Raw genomic sequence first — 16034 nt, 5'->3', positions numbered from 1 at the left:
ATTGTAATTTATATACAAAGTATTGAAACTTCACGCTTTCATGGAAACTGTTTTCCACGGCGCTAGTTAAAATGGTCTAGAAGTATATAGTAAATTGTGAAAGAAAAACTATTTTGTACTGGAATCTTATTTATAAAAGCCTTATTAATTTTTTTGACTTCGTATCCTTTATCTCTAACCTGATCGAGATTAAGCTTCATTTCATGAAAACCATAAACATGTAAGGTCCACGCTGAGGTCCAACAGTAATATATTTCATCAGATATTTTGCTTGCAACATCAAAAAGCAACCTTGATTCCCATCGTCTTTTAACCTTAACTTTTTGTATTATATCCTTTAGATCGTGTTTTATTGCTAGCAGTTTTATCGTTTCTTCTGCTGCTTTGTAGTATTTTTCGCTTGCTTGGACTATGTCTCCTTTCTCCAACAACTCGTCAGCCTCCTTAATCCAACTAGTTATTAGCGACCTTATCTCCAAGTTCGACAAGTTTTCTCACACTTTCAACACATTTCCTCAATGCGTTTTCTTCTAATGTAACTGTTTGTAACGCAATTGCGCAGTCCCAATATTTAGTTATATTTTCGTACGCCTCTTTTAACCTATAAACGACATCGAAGAAATCCTTTATGTCCCATTCTCCTCTTTCATTAACTTTTTGTATTATATCCTTTAGATCGTGTTTTATTGCTAGCAGTTTTATCGTTTCTTCTGCTGCTTTGTAGTATTTTTCGCTTGCTTGGACTATGTCTCCTTTCTCCAACAACTCGTCAGCCTCAAGTAAATATACATCGGATGCGGTAAGTAATCTCACAACATTTATTCTTTATCTATAAGTTAAAAATCTTAATTACAACGAAGTAGAGCGAGGATAAGGTAAGGGGTGTGAAGGTTCAGGTTAGAAGCAAATCTTTATTTAATCAAACTAACTAATTAATTTTTAACGTGTATAAAAAGTGAGTGTGACTATAATGTTATCATCAAGGCATAAATATTTGTGAAGGGAGTATTACTTATGGCTAAGAGGGGAAGGAAACCTGTTTATAGGGATATATCGTGTCCCTCTTGTGGGAGTAATCATGTGGTTAAGAACGGGAAGGTGACGGGGAGACAGTTCTACCTGTGCAGGGAGTGCGGGAGGAAGTTCGTGGAGGGAGCTAAACATCGTTACGATAGGAGCGTGAGGGAGAGGGCCCTCAGGATGTACGCGAACGGGATGAGCATGAGGGCCATCTCCAGGGTACTTCAGGTCCCACTGGGCACAGTCTTCACGTGGATCAAGAGGTACGGAGGGAAGAGTGCGCAGAGCTCGTGAAGCTGTGGAGGAGAGCTAAGGGGCTGGATGGCGTGAAGGTCGTGGAGAGCGTGTCCAGAACGCATAAAATTCAACTTATTTTGATAGGAAAATATAGATAAACGAGTGAATTAGTGAGACCTTAATTCCATTAAAAGTTCCAGGAATGACTTTACGTGATTCTTGACATGTTAAACTAAAGTATTACTCTGATTCTGCGAAGACCTAGAAACTCAAACAGTTTCTCGTTGAATTTTTCTCAGTCCGGACGCTCTCTCGAGGGTGACAGGTCCGTGCCCGTTGGACTCCTCCCCGAGGGAGAGCACCACGTCACGTACCTGGGAGTCCCCGTGAAAATAGTGGTACTGGAGGACTATAAGGGTTTCCGGCAGGAGATACCTCTTCTCCACCGACCCCTCCATGTCCCCTGAGGAGATACCGCGTGGAAGAACAGGTGGGACGTGGAGGTGGTGATAAGGGAGTTGAAGGCTCTGGGCCTGGAGAAGTGTTCTAATAGTGCTTTACGGATTTTAACGTGGTGAGATATTCTTCAATAAAGCTCGTATTGAAATGAAAATCGTTCATAGATGAGCGATGACATTTACCTTAAAAGTGAAATTTAATTGGAAGATAATTGGGACAGAACTGAAGGACTTTTAGGTAAAATGGACTTGAAGGGATTTTCAGGAAAGTACTATTCTAATAAACCTTTCGACCTGAAAATCGTGCATAGCCCTGACTACCCACGAAAGCGGGACGTCACGTCCCCTACCTGACCTCGAAGGGCCTGTTGTGGTAGCCCACGCTCCACACCTTGCGAGCTTCCTGGTGCAGGCAATCACCATCTTCTTACCGCGAAGCCTGTCCCTGTGCTCGTCGTAGAACCTGGTGACGGGGTTGTTCCTGTTGGCTATCATGGCCAGCGCAATGTAGAGCGCCTTCCTGAGGTAGCGATCACCACGTTTGGATATTCCCCTGGACGTGGTCCTCGATCCGCTCCACCACGGGATCCAGACCGCAGAAGACGGAGCTCTCAGCTGAGGAAGTGCTACTAATGTTTTTAATCGTTTACGTTTGAATATTAGTGTGAAGATTGAGATAAAGGATTTAGGCCCCATCATCAGTGCTGAACTTGAGCTAAGAGATTCGGTGGTGATAGTTGGCCCTAACGCGTCTGGGAAGACCACACTCTCTTCCGCTTTCTACTTCTTGATCGATCCGTTTTTCATTAACCTTTTCCCTGTTCCTGGAAGCAAACTAGAGGCTAAACTAGATGCGGACGTAGATCTAGAGGGAGAGGTGGAACTGGATGTTAGACATATCGTGGAATTAAACAAGGAAGAGGTGGTTAAAACACTTGAGGCTAACATCAAGAGAATCCTTGACGAGCGATCTTTTGGAGATGTAGTGAAAATTTCATCCGATAAGTTCAGGCTTGTTCTAGGTAAGGATAAGGATGTGGAGGTAAAGGGCTCTGGTAAGATCAAGCTGAAAATAGATTACGTTAAAGGAGACCACTCCTCCTCCGCCATCTCCTTTGAGGGTAACATCATAAGGGCAATTGGTAACAAGGAGAGGATCAGAAATGAGGTAGCCTCCTATGCAGTTTCTAGGTACTTTCAACTTGATGATTGGATTCCCACGTTATTCCTTAGTACCGAAAGGATAGCCTTCGCCCAGCTTCTCCCACTCATCAATTACGCCGTATTTTCACCCCTACACCCATCACCGCTGAAACCTCTGATCTTAGACTTACTCAGATACTCAATCACCGGAGAGTTTGATGTGTTTGGCCACAAGGTGGTTTTTGATGACTTTCCTCACAAGGATCTCAAGGTATTCAAGGATAGCAGGGATATTGGCTCCTCTGTGGCCACTGGGGTTTATCAATACTCCTTCGTGAAGGCCTTCCTCTCCTATCCTTGGGTAAAGGGATTAATCGTGGAGGAACCTGAAATAAATCTTCATGTTAACGCCCAGATTCAAGTAGCTAGAGAGATCGCGAACTCGCATAAGAGAATGTTCATCACTACACATAGTGAATGGGTGGCCATGGTTTTGGCATACCTCCTCAGGGATAGGGTAAGAGTCTACGAAATTGTGAACGGAAAGACGGAGCCTAGAAAGGTGAGCGAAGACGGATGGCTTGAGAGGTTGGTTACTATCTCCCCCATTCAAAGGGAGGTATTGGAGAAGATGATAGAGAAGTCGTTCGGGTGAATTCTTGCCTCGAGTCATCTTTTACAATGATGCCTACATCTGTGTGAAGGTGGATCTCCTCTGCGGAGAGGGCGTTGACGGTTACTGCGAAAGGAAGGACGGAAAGGAGAGCCTTCTGGTGGAGATCAAGGAAAGCGGAAATCCAAGTAAAATAAAGAAATCGTGCGATCAAATTGAAAATACCCTTAAGAACATGAAGGAGGGAAAGCCCCGTAAGGCCTACATAGTTGTGGAGAACGTGGAGGAAAGGAGTTGGCAACAGATCAGCAGTATTATTGAAGAGTATGAAAAGACCTTGGACATAATAATAGAACAGGTTTGCATCGAGGATGAAGTCCTTAATGACATCCGCGATATCTTGTATAAGGTTAGGTAGGGGATCGGTCCAGCCTCATGTGGGGCTAACCATACTAGTATATTTGACGAGTTGTTTACGTGAAATACGCAAATAGGACCTGCATTTTGCGGAAAATTATGCCTTGATCTTGAGCCTTGATCCCAACCCTAGCAGGTCATCCCAGTATCTGGGATTGCTCTTGTTTACGCATTCAGCGCTCCTGATTCTGCCACCTGCCCTTAGTGCCAGGTCCCCAGCCATCATGGCGATCCTATGGTCCTTGGGGCACTCCACCTCACCACGTCTTGGCTCTCCCCCCACGATAGTTATGGTGCCGGAGGAATAGGATCCGCTTACCCCGAAGCTGGACAGAGTGCTCAGGATTGTGGAAACCCTATCGCTCTCCTTTATCCTCAGTCTTTCGGCCTCCAGTATCTCGGACTTCCCAGGAACAACTGCCATCAAGGCTGCAAGCGAGGGGGCAAGATCCGGAACGTCATTTATGGACACGCTTATGGGTATTCTCCTCCCTGTGTCCTTCACTATCCACCTGTCACCCGTCACCCGGCTCTCTGCCCCCGTCTCTTCAATCATGTTCACTATCTGATGGTCCCCCACGTAGCTGGGAGGTGGGTAGAGATTGGCAATCTCCACTTCACCACCCGTCAGCACTGCGCCTATGGCGTAGAATGAGGCGAGGGCGTAATCGCCCGGTACGTTTCCCTCAAATCTGCGCAGGTTCCTGCACTCCACAGCTATTTCCTCTCCCTGAATGGTAACCCTCCCTCCCACGGAGGAGATCACATCCGCTGTCATGTAGATGTACCCCCTGGAGGAGACCGGTGGGATAACCCTTATCCTTCCTTGACCCAGGAGGCAGTAGGCGTAGATCAGTCCCGACACGTATTGACTGCTCTCCCACCCCTCCACCTCAGTCTCTGGTCCCAGTTTACCCTCCACGGTCAGGGGGAGGTTGAAGGCCGAGAAGTGACCGGGCAGGCTCTTCAATGCACTGAGGGGTCTCCTCCTCAGGGTCTCATCTCCGTCTAGCCTCACCCTCCTGCCCAGTGCCAGGATCACGGGAATTATCATTCTCAGAGTTGTGGCCGATCCGCCCAGGTAGAGCTCTTCCTTTCCCTGCTTCAGCGCGTTCACTACGTTCACGGCCACCTTTACGTCATCCGATTCAGGGAGTCCCCTGAGGGATACATCCGTGAGGAGGGAGAGAAAGACATACCTAATTCCCAGGCTCTTGGAGGGAGGAGCGTTCACCCTCCCCTCAATTCTGGAAGGCTCAATCTCTACCATCAAGGTTTACCACCCTGGTCACCCTCACTTTCCCTCTCCTCTCAAAGGACTCAATCACTGGTCCCTCTTCCCCCTCCCTCGTTACGGCGAAGTATGAGGGCCCGTTCCCGGAGAGCCCAGAGGCCAGAGCTCCCCGTCGCAGAGCGTCCTCCACAAGATCGGTGGGCAAGCCCAGGATCTCCGCTATGGCTATACCGTTCAACTTCATCGCATCCCATATTCTTCCCTGAAGGGCCATTCTGAATATCTCAAGGAAAAGGGTCCTGAAGGACCTGAGTCTGTTCAGCTCTATCTTTCCCTTTCCGCTCCTCTCCAGGATCACCACAACCACGTCAGTGGGGGCCCTTTCCCTTTTCAGGACCTTGAATTCCTTATTGTAAGTGAAGGATATTCCCCCATACCAAGACGAAATCGCATCGTCCAGGGCACCAGTATAGGAGACTCCAGCCTTCAGGGAAAGGATTGCCGATAGTTTCGGGACGTCCACCTCAAGGGAGTACTTCCTGGCTATTTCGCCTATGAGCGCAGTGGAGACCGCGCTACTGCTCTTTAACCCACTTCCAACAGGAATCTCTGACTCCACCTGAACCTCAAGATCAGGTAAGCCGAGACGGGAGAAATGGTCCAGGATTGTCACGAGGAGCGGGTCCTCCACATTCCTTTTCCCCTCTCTTACCCTGACCTCAACCTTCATGTTCACTGCCATGGATGAGCCATACCATGAGGGCAGGGCGTTCACTACTGAGACTCCGCCGTAGGCCTGCATTCCTCCATGTACCTCCTCCACCTGTCCTCGATTACCTCAGCCTGTCTCTCCTCCAGTTTCACCGGCGGAATTACCCCTGACCTGAGGGAGTGGTCAACAAGTGTTATGGCCACCATGGACTCAGCCACGGAGACTCCCCTAATCGCAACCGCCGGGTCGTGTCTCCCCAGGACTGAGATCTCTGCTGGTTCTCCCGTTCTCAGGTCGACTGTCCCCTGCGGTTTCCTTATGGAGCTGGTGGGCTTGAAGGAGCACCTCACCACTATGTCCTCTCCAGTGGTTATTCCACCTAGAATTCCACCAGCCTTGTTCTCCCTCCATCCAAGTTTCTCTCCCTTTCTCACTATGGAGTCGTTCGCCTCACTTCCCTTCATTCTGGAAGCCTGAAACCCTAGCCCGTACTCAAACCCCGTCACCGCAGGAATGGAGAGGATTGCCTTTGCAAGGTCTGCCTTGATCTTGTCGAAGACCGGCTCTCCCAGCCCTGCAGGGGGATTCCTAGCCACGATCTCCGCAACTCCTCCATAGCTATCTCCCTCAACCGTAGCCTGCTTTACCAGTTCCTGGAACTTGGCCTCAGTGTCCGGGTCGGAGGCTCTCACCGGGCTGTACTTGGAGCAGAGGATCCCCAGAAAGTCCGCAGGTGGAGAGTCCAGGGGGCCCAGGCTCTTTAACCTCCCGGCTATCCACGTATCGTGAAACATCAACAGCTTCTTGGCTATTGCCCCGGCTGCGACCCTCCCCACGGTCTCCCTTGCGCTGGATCTACCTCCTCCCCTGTAGTCCCAGTTCTCGTAACCGTACCTCATGATGAAGGGAAGATCTGCGTGTCCAGGTCTGGGTTTAACCCTAACCTCCTCGTAGAAGGAGGAGATAACGTCGGTGTTCCTGACAACTATGGCTATGGGAGAGCCCGTGGTCCTTCCGTTATAGACCCCACTAAGTATCTCGGGAATGTCCTTCTCCCTTCTCCCCGAGACGTAGAGCCTCCCGGGTTTCCTGAAGGAGAGCTCAAATTCCAGGTCCTCCTGAGATAGTCTCAGCCCTGCGGGCACCCCATCCACCACCACTCCCACGGCAGGACCATGACTCTCCCCAAACGTGGTAATGGTGAAGAGTTTGCCAAAGCTATTTCCCGGCATTTAGGAAATTCACCACCTCTATGTCGTTGAGAGATTTACCAAACCAAATCTTTTCAGCCTCCATGGCCTGCCTCACCAGGATCTGGAGGCCATCCACCACGGCCATTCCCATTTCCCTCGCCTTTCTAAGGAAGGGAGTTTCCTCCTTGTACACGAACTCCATAGCCAGTTTTCCCCTAACGCACTCCAGGGGGACAGCTCCAGGGTCGGGGATGGTGTTAACAACCACGTTGTACTCTCCCTGGCAACTTCCGGAAAACCTGGCAGAGATACCCTCCTCCCTCAACCTGGAAACCAGTTCCCTCCCCCTGTTCTCGGTCCTGTTCTGCACAATTATGTCAAAACCCAGCTCTCCCAGGGCGAAGGAGGCAGCCTTGGCTGCCCCTCCTGCTCCCAGGATCAGGGCAGAGCCCTTCTCCACCCCCGTGACCAGCCCCTTCACTGCAAGGTAGTCGGTGTTATATCCCCTTCTCGCGTGGATCGTGTTCACCGCCCCCACCTTCTCCGCCTCCGGTGCAAGGGAGTCCAGAAATGGGATCACGTCCTCCTTGTAGGGGATGGTCACGTTCAGCCCATAGGTGAACTCAAGTAACCCTGGAAATGCTCTCTGAAACCTCTCCCTCGGCACGTCAAAGGTAACGTAAACTGCCCTGATTCCCAGCCTTTCGAAAGCGAAATTATGTATCCTCGGTGAGAGGGTGTACCTTATGTTCTCTCCCAGCACCCCTAAAAGGCTAGTGTCTGGTCCAATCTCCAAGCACTTCAGTTCAATTACCCCCCAGACACTGCTTGGCGAAACCCTCAAGGGTACTCAGTGGTACCCTCACCCCTCTCCAGTTTCCTATCCTGGTGGGGAAGGGCATCAGAACCTCCTCTCCCCTCCTCTTTTTATCCTTAGTCATGGCGTTCAGGGCTTTCTCCACATCAACCCTCGCGTTCAGACCCTCCGGAGAGATAGGTAAACCAAAGAGCTGAAGTAGCCAGAGGACGTCCTCCACTACCCCTTCCTCAGCGTAACCCATCTCCTCAGCGATTTTGGCCTCACATACCATCCCAACCGAGATTGCCAGGCCATGGGGGACTGTGAAGTCCGATCCTGCCTCTATGGCGTGACCTATGGTATGCCCAAAGTTAAGCACTATCCTGATTCCCCTGGTTTCCCTCTCGTCCTCCGCAACCACTGCTAACTTATCCCTTACCGAGGAGGATATGACCCTCTCCAGGGACGTCTCCTCCTTCTCCAGGATTGAGGAATGGTTCAGGGAGAGAAAGTCGTAAAGCTCCTTGTCAAGGACTAGGGCGTACTTCACGACCTCCGCCAACCCCCTTCTCAGCTCCTCTGTGGGCAGGGTATCCAGATAAGAGATGTCATCCAGGATGAGGGAGGGCTGATAGAATGTCCCTATCATGTTCTTGGCCTCACCGTAATTAACCCCGGTCTTTCCCCCAATCCCAGCGTCCACCATTCCAAGGAGGGTGGTGGGAACGTTAACCAGGTTTAGACCACGCATGAAGATTGAGGCTGAGAAGCCAGCCACGTCAAGAACAGTTCCTCCACCAACTGCCACCAGGTAATCTCCCCTTGTGAAGTCATGTTCCAGGAGCCTATCCACGATCTCAAGGGCGTTTTTTATGTCCTTCCCCTTCTCCCCGTCATCTATGGCTATCTCCAGGTCCCCCTTTAACCCGGGGTTCAGGGACTTGGGATGAACGATGCACTTCCTCCCGGGTAGGTTCTCGACTTCCCTTATTGCCCCCCTTCCAACCTTCACGGTCACATCTGAACAGCACACCTTCTCAAGAAACTCGATCATGCGGACCTACCTAGGACAGACGCCAAACCCTTAATTCTTTCCATCAATAACTGGAAGGACTCGGGCGTGAGCTGTTGCTCGGAATCGCTTAGGGCCACCTCAGGCTTTGGATGAACCTCCACAAGTAGCATGTCCGCACCAGCTGCTACCGAGGCCAGGGCCAGAGAGTGAACCAGTTCCCTCTTACCCGCAGGGTGACTTGGATCCGCACAGAAGGGAAGATGAGTCATGAGCTTCCCTGCAACCATTCCCCCGATGTCGAGGGTGAACCTGGTGGACTTCTCAAAGGTTCTAATTCCCCTCTCGCAGAGAACTACGTTACCGTTACCCTCCATCATCACGTACTCCGCAGACTGTATGAGCTCCTCCACGGTGTTTCCCAGTCCCCTCTTGAGCAACACGGGCTTACCCAGTTTTCCCACCTCCCTAAGTAGAGTGAAGTTTTGCGAGTTCCTGGCCCCTATCTGGACCATGTCAGCGTACTTGGCAAAGGCCCCTGCATCCCTCGCATCGAGGATCTCCGAGACCACGGGCAGTCCAGTCTCATCCCCGGCCTTCCTGAGTATTTTCAGACCTTCCTCTCCCAGCCCTTGGAAGGAATAGGGACTAGTCCTGGGCTTGTAAGCCCCTCCCCTCAAGAGGGATGCCCCAGCCCTCTTCACGGCCTTGGCAACAGTCTCCGTCTGCTCCTCAGATTCCACTGCGCATGGGCCCGCAGCCACCACAACCTTGTTGGATCCTATTTCCACATCCTTTACCTTCACCACCGTAGGCTCCTTCTTCCATTCATTTCCGGCCAGAATGTAGGATTTCTTGGTCTTCACTACAAACTCCACGGAGTCGTCATTTATTCCCTCTACCGCGGAATCCGGCCAGGCCAGGGCCAGTTCCTTCCCGTAAAGGTTTAGAAACTTGAACGAGGCTGAACTGGACTTGAGTCTCTCCCTGAGTGAGGAGTGATCCTTGCCCTTCAATATGTAGAGTATCATTTCTTTTCCTCTTGAAGAGTGGAGAAAAGAGTATTTAACTCTCTAAGTCCCAGCCTCCTCGCCTCCTCGGCGTAGGGGTTCATTTTCTGTATCTCTAGGATGACCGGTTCCAGCTCTTTCACCCTCTTCACTATCTTGTAGATTTCCCTGAAGTTGGTGGTCTGGAACTGGGAAAAGTCAACATTAAGCTCCTTGGAGAGAAGTTCTAGGCTCTTGGATAATCCCATGATGAAAAAGTGGGGTAAAACCTGAACGATGGCCATCAACTTCTCGTGCGTATCCACATCTGTGATCAGGGGGGTTAATCCTACCCCCCTCCAGAACTGGGATACCTCCTCCACCTCCCCGGTGGTCACAGAGGGGATGAGGACTATCTTCTCACCCACCGGGTTAAGATAGGGACCGAAGAGGGGATGGGTGGACACGAACCTGAATTCTATCTCCTTGGACATTTCCTCCAGCTTCCCGAAGAACTTCATCTTGCTTGAGAGAATATCCATTACCACTTTCCCCTTGGAGAGGTGAAGGAACTTGGTCACGTTCTCCGAGAACACCCCCTCGGGGGGAAGAGCCAGGATCACGATCTCTCCCCATTGAAGGGCCTGGGGCATGGGCATGTAGGTGAAGTTAAACTCCAGTGCCAGTTTCTGGGACTTCTCTTGGCTCCTCCCGGTGATCACGACTTCATGTTTGGCCAGCTTGAAAAGGGAGGCGAGGGATCTTGCCATCCCACCGTAACCAACAAGGGTAATCCTCCTCTTTTCTGAGGGGTTGACCTCCCTCATCTTGGCAACCGAGAACATGGTGGAGAGGAGGTTATCCGCTAGGGTTTCCGGAATTCCGTAGATCTTGGCCAGACTCCTCCACCTCTCCCTGACCTCAACCTCCCTCCTCTCGTCGGTGACCGGGAGGCCCTCCCTCTTCTTGAGGTGGCCAATCTCAGAAACAAGTTCAAGACGTCTAAAAAAGAGTTTGAAGAGCTCCTCATCAACCCTGTCAATCTCAGCCCTTAATCGATCCAGTTCCTTCATTTACTTAATCAACTCTAGGGCTGAGTTAACAATGGTCTTGGGCGTGATGCCGTAATAGTCCAGGAGTTCCCTCTGGCTCCTAGCTGACCTGCCGTAGGTGGTGGCTCCCACGAATCTCATGGGAACGGGGTAGGTTTTCACCACGGTCTCAGCTATTGCTGATCCCACCCCACCCATAACGTTGTGTTCCTCAACGGTAACTATTCTCCCTGTCTTCCTAGCATAATATTCAATGGTGGACTGATCTATTGGCTTTATTGTGGGCAAGTTGATCACCGCTGCGCTGATTCCCATCTTCTCCAGTTCTTCTGCTGCCTTCAGCGCGTCCCAAAGGACCACGCCTGCGCCCATAAGTGAGATATCGTCTCCCTCCCTCAGGACATACGCCTTACCTATCTCAAACTTGTAGTCCATTGTCGAGGTGATGGGAGGAGAGTAGTCCCTTCCCATTCTGTAGTACAGAGGTCCCCTATCCTCCAGGACCACGGGCATGCTCCTCTCCACCTCCGCTGCATCTGCCGGTATGATTACCTTGAAGTTGGGAATCACTCTCATGAGTGCTACGTCCTCAAGGGCCTGATGGCTCGACCCGTCACCACTGTCGCTGTAACCCGAGTGGGTCACGAATACCTTGACGTTGAGGTTCATCCTTCCTATGCTGTTTCTCATCTGTTCCCACGCCCTCATCAGGAACATGGCGAAGCCCACGACTACGGGTTTCTTTCCCACAGCGGAGAGACCAGCGCCGAAATTCACCATGTCTTGCTCGGATATGCCTATGTTGAAGTATCTGTCCGGGAACTTTTCCTTGAAGTAAGAGGCCCTGGAAGAGTCGCCAACGTCGGCAGTTATCACCACTATGTCGTTGTCCTTCTCCCCTAGTTTAACTAGGGTTTTGCCGAAGGCCTCACGAATTGAGGAGAAACTGCCTTGCAACATCTGGAACAGTCCTCTGTCTCTTGGTGTTTTCTATTGGGGTGAACCCCTTACCTCTCTTGGTTTCCGCGAAGATGACCGCGGGTTTACCTGTCTTGAGTGCCTCACCTACAGTGGAGATCACGCTTGCTATGTCATGACCGTCACAGTTAAACACTCTCCATCCCACAGCTCTCCACACCTCCGGCAGGAATTCCTTGGGCTTAACGTTCTTTGTGCTCTCGTCCAGCTGGAATCCGTTCATCTCTATGATCGCCACCAGATTGTCCAAGTTGCGGGCGACCGCGTGGGTCATGGCTTCCCACACTTCGCCCTCATCCTGTTCTCCGTCTCCCATGATAACGAATACCCTTCCAGTTCCCTTGGTCATCTTTATTCCCGTGGCAACTCCAATCCCAAAGCTCAGACCCTGCCCCAGGCTTCCAGTGGACATATCAACTCCCGGTATGAAGGTCTCTGGATGGCCCTGGAGAAGGCCTGAGATGTCCTGGATTTTCCACAGTTCCTCTTCCTTGATGAGTCCCTTCTCGTGCAGAACCGCGTAGAGAGCCGGGGCAGCGTGGCCCTTGCTTAGGATCAGCCAATCCTTGTTAACTGGATCGTTTGAATCTCTTAATATCTTGAGCTCGAGAGCCGTAAGGATCTCGATACTGCTCAAGGAGGATCCAACGTGAATCGATTGATCATAGAACTGCATTCTTATTACGTTCTTTCTAGCCCTATCTGCTACCTCCTTGAGCTTGTTTAGTTCCTCTATTGATATTGGAATTCCATCACGCCCACCTTTTTCCATTGGTGCAACAACAAACCCCCGCAATAATGCAATATCTCCCTTTTTTAAGTCTTTATCTTTTTGGAGGTTAAGGTGACCCCATCGTGAGATGGGACGCTTCTCAAGGGAATACTTATTTTGGTCTATCTAGCCACGGCGCAGTCGCGTGGTATGGTCACTTTGGGATTGAACCGAAGTCAGGCTTGGGAACATTAGAGTCTCCTCACGGTGCGTTACGGATTCTATCGAGAAACCCCTACCGTGAATTGAGGGTATTAGTGAAACAGAATCCCCATCGTGAGGGTGGAGCAATTCACGTTGGCTTCTGAATTCGTTAAAGTCCGTTTCAGGGATATCACAACGTAAGGAGTCAGAGTTTTATGAGTTGGCGAAGATTGGAATGGGGTGGATCCACTGAGCAACTTGGAGATGTTCACCAGACAGTTGCTGGTTTTAGGGCCTGAGATTCAGGAGAAGCTGTTCTCACTGAACGTGCTGGTGGCAGGTTGCGGTGCCCTGGGCACTGCCATCATTGAGCTCTTGGTTAGGCTAGGTGTGGGACACGTTACTGTTGTGGACGCTGATGTGGTTGAAACTTCTAACCTTCACAGAACGCATCTCTTCACCCTGTCTGACGTTGGGAAACCCAAGGCGCTGATATGTGCCCAGAAAGCCATGGAGATTGGCAGTGGATCTAGGGTAACCCCAGTTCTGGATATAGTGGACGAGACCAACGCTGAGTCTCTTGTGAAGGGAATGGATTTCGTTTTCGATGCACTGGACAACGTAAATCCTAGGCTTATTCTTAACGACGCTTGCGTAAAGAACGGAGTTCCCCTGATCTACGGTGGAGTGTCAGGAGAGTATGGCTCTGCACTTTTTGTGAGTCCGAGGGATACTCCCTGCCTCTCCTGCTTCATGGAGCCCATGGACCAGGCAGACGCTTGCGAGACCATGGGGACCACTGTCATGACCGTGTCCCTCGTGGCTAACCTTCAGGTTCAGATGATGCTCAACGCCCTGCGGGGAGATATCCCAAGGGGTCTCTATTACGTGGATGCTAGATCCCTCACCCTCCAGGTGGTGGACATGAAGAGGAACCCGTCCTGCGAGGCCTGTTCCCTGGGGGAATACAAGTACCTTGGAGGAATAAGGACGAACTGTGGACTTATCAGGGTGAACGAGAGGCCCCCTGAAGGGCCCAGGCCTTACCTGAGAAGGATGCCAGATGGTCTACTCATCTGCTACGAAAATTGTTTTAAGAAGATAGGGAGATAAATGGGAGATGGAGAAAAAACTACTTATTGCAGTACTGATACCGCCTGCTGTAATTATTGCTTATTCGCTCTATTTTCATATTGACTTTGTAAATGTGCTAAAGACTATGGATCCAGCGCTCTTTGGTCTCTTTGTGGTAACTTATATTGCGCAACTCCTGATCCTTGCGGTGAGAGATTCAAGGATCACCAAGGTTCCCTACTTCACCGCGTTCAAGGCCAGGTTACTGGGTAACGCCGTGGGGTTGGTTATTCCTGGCTGGGCTGGGCAGGATCTGGCGAGAGCGTCTGTGTACTCCAGGTATAACCAGGATCTGGTCAAGTCCTTTGCCCTCTCCCTCACGGAGGCCTTTTATGACGTGGTTATCGGTTCCCTCATGTTTCTCTTTCTCGTGGAGATAAGGGCGTCCCCAGTGGACTTCATTTACATTCTCGCCACCTTAGGAAACGTTGTGGGCTGGGTTGCAGGGACAGGATACGTTATTTTCACGTCCAAGAAAGTGGTGAAGGCGGAGGAGAGGATCGCTAGGTTCATGAAGCTGGAGAATTACTATTCCCTTCTCCAGAAAGGAAAGGACATGGTCAAGGAGGCCACCACAAAGGAGTCTCTGGTTGTGAACTCCCTTCTCACCCTTCTTGGCTACTTGGTTCAGTCAATCGCGTTTTACTACATTGTTCCCTCCTTCCCCCTTGATGTGCTTGTTAACATGACCTACTTTGCCGCTTCACTGATCCCAGTACCTGCCAGCTCGGGCTTCGCGGAACTTGGCCTCTCGATCTACTTTGTCCCAAGGGTTGTGGTGGCCCTGAGAATACTGGAACTCATAGATTACTCCCTTGGCTTCCTACTAATAAGGGAGATAAGCCTTAAAGACCTTAAAAGGCAATTTGATGAGATTAGGGCATATGGAAAACTTTCTGAGAGACCCAGCACCTGAGGAGGCATCAAAGCTAGTCTCCTCTATCTACTCCATGAAGAGCCTGTGTATCAGGGGACCTTACGATCCCGATTTCGTCATTTTCTCCTCGCTGATCTCAAAGTACTTCAAGGGAGAGATTGGGGTGAGCTTCTCGTCCACTTGCGACGTCACTCTGGAGAAGAGGGATACGGGAAGTTTCCTGACGGTGGAGGGAAAGGAGATATACGTGGGTTTCTCCTCCTTCACCTCACTCCTTCCCCTAACCATAGACGACCTGGTTCCCATGTTGGCAGGGATCTCGTCAGACCTGATTCTATACAGGAGGAAGCCAAGTCCCTGGGAAGAAAACCTTTTCACCAAGGCTCAGGACCTGGGAGTTACTGAGGAGAAGTCCCTGAAGATTCCGGGTTACAGGGAGATTCCGCTCTTCCTTTCGCTTTCCTACTCCCTGGATCCATACATCCCTGAAATCTCAGGGAACAGGGAAAACTCCCTAAAGCTAGTGAGGGAGATAGGGGGAAACGAGTTCACCAAGCTTAGTGAACTTGACGAATCACAGTTGAATACCCTGGTATTCAGGTTAATTACCCTTCTGGTGAAGGTGAACCCTAAGGTGGATAGGGAAGAGCTAGTGGTTAAGAGGTACTTCTTTCACGGCTATGACTTTCTTGAGCTGGGTTTCGCATCCATTTATCTCCTGGACAAACTTGGCTATCCAGGGCTTTTCGACCTGGCACTCAGTCCTTCCCTGTTCGGCCCGTCCTTGGAAATTTACAGGGAAAGCCTGAGCCTAGGTTTCTCCCTAGATATGATCGAGGAAAGAAATCGTTATCTGGTTAACACGTCTCTAGCCTCACCGCTTCTGGCTTACATCATACTCAGACAGTTGGGCAAGAAGGGAAAGCCCGTATTCGTCAACGACGGAAATAGGGTTTTTACCTCCAGGTTCTTTGGGAATGTGGGAGAAGTTGATTCAAAGGATAAGGATTAACATTTCCACAGGGGATCCCCGTGAAATACTAAACGCCATTCAGGTTGATAACGTGGATTTGCCCGAAGGGATGAGCATAGAGATGAAGGAGACGGGTGAGGGCGTTGAAGTGGTGGTCGAAATGAAGTACAGTGATCCCAAGTCCATACTTACCCTGAGGAACACTGTGGACGAGATACTGGAACACGTAGAGATGCTCATGAATATTCTGAAGAATGATTCGAAGTTGTAACGATTT

17 protein-coding genes and 3 pseudogenes are annotated in these 16034 nt (G+C 50.4%); 8 read left to right on the top strand and 12 right to left on the bottom strand.

Going from position 1 to position 16034, the window contains the following annotated elements:
- Nucleotides 1-62: 62 nt before the first annotated feature.
- Nucleotides 63-488 (bottom strand): PaREP1 family protein, encoded by a 426-nt coding sequence (locus QVC96_RS00695; protein WP_287689668.1) that lies wholly within the window; start codon nt 486-488, stop codon nt 63-65.
- Nucleotides 454-813 carry a PaREP1 family protein gene (locus tag QVC96_RS00690; protein ID WP_238027105.1) on the bottom strand — a complete coding sequence of 120 codons (360 nt, stop codon included), beginning with the start codon at nt 811-813 and terminating at the stop codon, nt 454-456. Before QVC96_RS00690 ends, QVC96_RS00695 begins: the two co-directional genes overlap by 35 nt.
- A gap of 201 nt (nt 814-1014) precedes the next feature.
- Between QVC96_RS00690 and QVC96_RS00685 the strand changes: the two are divergent.
- A pseudogene (locus QVC96_RS00685) lies at nt 1015-1367 on the top strand (IS1/IS1595 family N-terminal zinc-binding domain-containing protein); the annotation flags it as partial.
- A gap of 174 nt (nt 1368-1541) precedes the next feature.
- A pseudogene (locus tag QVC96_RS00680) lies at nt 1542-1835 on the top strand (hypothetical protein).
- A 226-nt stretch (nt 1836-2061) separates the two neighbouring features.
- Here the strand turns inward: QVC96_RS00680 and QVC96_RS00675 are convergent.
- A pseudogene (locus QVC96_RS00675) lies at nt 2062-2316 on the bottom strand (transposase); the annotation flags it as partial.
- A 63-nt stretch (nt 2317-2379) separates the two neighbouring features.
- Here QVC96_RS00675 and QVC96_RS00670 point away from each other — a divergent pair.
- Together QVC96_RS00670 and QVC96_RS00665 are read left to right on the top strand one after the other, a co-directional pair.
- Entirely contained in the window at nt 2380-3513 is a 1134-nt protein-coding gene (locus tag QVC96_RS00670; protein ID WP_238027104.1) for an AAA family ATPase, read from the top strand.
- A gap of 4 nt (nt 3514-3517) precedes the next feature.
- Entirely contained in the window at nt 3518-3889 is a 372-nt protein-coding gene (locus tag QVC96_RS00665; RefSeq protein WP_238027103.1) for a hypothetical protein, read from the top strand.
- Between the two features lie 96 nt (nt 3890-3985).
- On the opposite strand, the gene QVC96_RS00660 is transcribed toward QVC96_RS00665, so the two are convergent.
- Genes QVC96_RS00660 through QVC96_RS00620 form a run of 9 tightly spaced genes read right to left on the bottom strand, consistent with a single transcriptional unit; the run spans nt 3986 to nt 12629 of the window.
- Nucleotides 3986-5158 carry a 3-phosphoshikimate 1-carboxyvinyltransferase gene (locus QVC96_RS00660; protein ID WP_320056947.1) on the bottom strand — a complete coding sequence of 391 codons (1173 nt, stop codon included), beginning with the start codon at nt 5156-5158 and terminating at the stop codon, nt 3986-3988.
- Entirely contained in the window at nt 5145-5924 is a 780-nt protein-coding gene (locus tag QVC96_RS00655; protein ID WP_287690525.1) for a shikimate kinase, read from the bottom strand. Before QVC96_RS00655 ends, QVC96_RS00660 begins: the two co-directional genes overlap by 14 nt.
- Nucleotides 5897-7066, bottom strand: a complete 1170-nt coding sequence (gene aroC / locus QVC96_RS00650; RefSeq protein WP_238027101.1) for a chorismate synthase — start codon at nt 7064-7066, stop codon at nt 5897-5899. The genes QVC96_RS00655 and aroC overlap by 28 nt, the downstream gene beginning before the upstream one ends.
- Complete coding sequence (locus tag QVC96_RS00645) at nt 7053-7823, bottom strand: shikimate dehydrogenase family protein (RefSeq protein WP_238027100.1); 771 nt, start codon at nt 7821-7823, stop codon at nt 7053-7055. Before QVC96_RS00645 ends, aroC begins: the two co-directional genes overlap by 14 nt.
- Before the next feature lie 10 nt (nt 7824-7833).
- Nucleotides 7834-8880 carry a 3-dehydroquinate synthase gene (gene aroB, locus QVC96_RS00640; protein WP_287689667.1) on the bottom strand — a complete coding sequence of 349 codons (1047 nt, stop codon included), beginning with the start codon at nt 8878-8880 and terminating at the stop codon, nt 7834-7836.
- Nucleotides 8877-9869 carry a 3-deoxy-7-phosphoheptulonate synthase gene (gene aroF / locus QVC96_RS00635; protein WP_238027098.1) on the bottom strand — a complete coding sequence of 331 codons (993 nt, stop codon included), beginning with the start codon at nt 9867-9869 and terminating at the stop codon, nt 8877-8879. The genes aroB and aroF overlap by 4 nt, the downstream gene beginning before the upstream one ends.
- Nucleotides 9866-10900, bottom strand: a complete 1035-nt coding sequence (locus tag QVC96_RS00630) for a chorismate mutase (RefSeq protein WP_287689666.1) — start codon at nt 10898-10900, stop codon at nt 9866-9868. The genes aroF and QVC96_RS00630 overlap by 4 nt, the downstream gene beginning before the upstream one ends.
- Nucleotides 10901-11839 (bottom strand): transketolase family protein, encoded by a 939-nt coding sequence (locus tag QVC96_RS00625; RefSeq protein WP_287689665.1) that lies wholly within the window; start codon nt 11837-11839, stop codon nt 10901-10903.
- Nucleotides 11808-12629, bottom strand: a complete 822-nt coding sequence (locus QVC96_RS00620) for a transketolase (protein ID WP_287689664.1) — start codon at nt 12627-12629, stop codon at nt 11808-11810. Before QVC96_RS00620 ends, QVC96_RS00625 begins: the two co-directional genes overlap by 32 nt.
- 384 nt (nt 12630-13013) lie before the next feature.
- Here QVC96_RS00620 and QVC96_RS00615 point away from each other — a divergent pair, with 384 nt between their 5' ends.
- The 4 genes from QVC96_RS00615 to QVC96_RS00600 are packed head-to-tail and all read left to right on the top strand — an operon-like array spanning nt 13014 to nt 16028.
- A complete protein-coding gene (locus QVC96_RS00615) occupies nt 13014-13886 on the top strand; it encodes a HesA/MoeB/ThiF family protein (protein WP_287689663.1) in 873 nt (290 codons plus the stop codon).
- A gap of 7 nt (nt 13887-13893) precedes the next feature.
- On the top strand, nt 13894-14823 hold the full coding sequence (locus QVC96_RS00610; RefSeq protein WP_287689662.1) for a lysylphosphatidylglycerol synthase domain-containing protein: 930 nt from the start codon (nt 13894-13896) through the stop codon (nt 14821-14823).
- Nucleotides 14792-15796 (top strand): hypothetical protein, encoded by a 1005-nt coding sequence (locus QVC96_RS00605; protein ID WP_287689661.1) that lies wholly within the window; start codon nt 14792-14794, stop codon nt 15794-15796. The genes QVC96_RS00610 and QVC96_RS00605 overlap by 32 nt, the downstream gene beginning before the upstream one ends.
- Nucleotides 15774-16028: a KEOPS complex subunit Pcc1 gene (locus QVC96_RS00600; RefSeq protein WP_238027091.1), complete on the top strand. Its 255-nt coding sequence runs from the start codon at nt 15774-15776 to the stop codon at nt 16026-16028. Before QVC96_RS00605 ends, QVC96_RS00600 begins: the two co-directional genes overlap by 23 nt.
- Nucleotides 16029-16034 lie beyond the last annotated feature (6 nt).

This window comes from Metallosphaera javensis (ex Sakai et al. 2022) (assembly GCA_021654415.1).
In the GTDB taxonomy this organism is placed as follows: domain Archaea; phylum Thermoproteota; class Thermoprotei_A; order Sulfolobales; family Sulfolobaceae; genus Metallosphaera; species Metallosphaera javensis.
The sequence above is the reverse complement of the archived record's forward strand: the minus strand, read 5'-3'. Positions and strand labels throughout refer to the sequence as shown.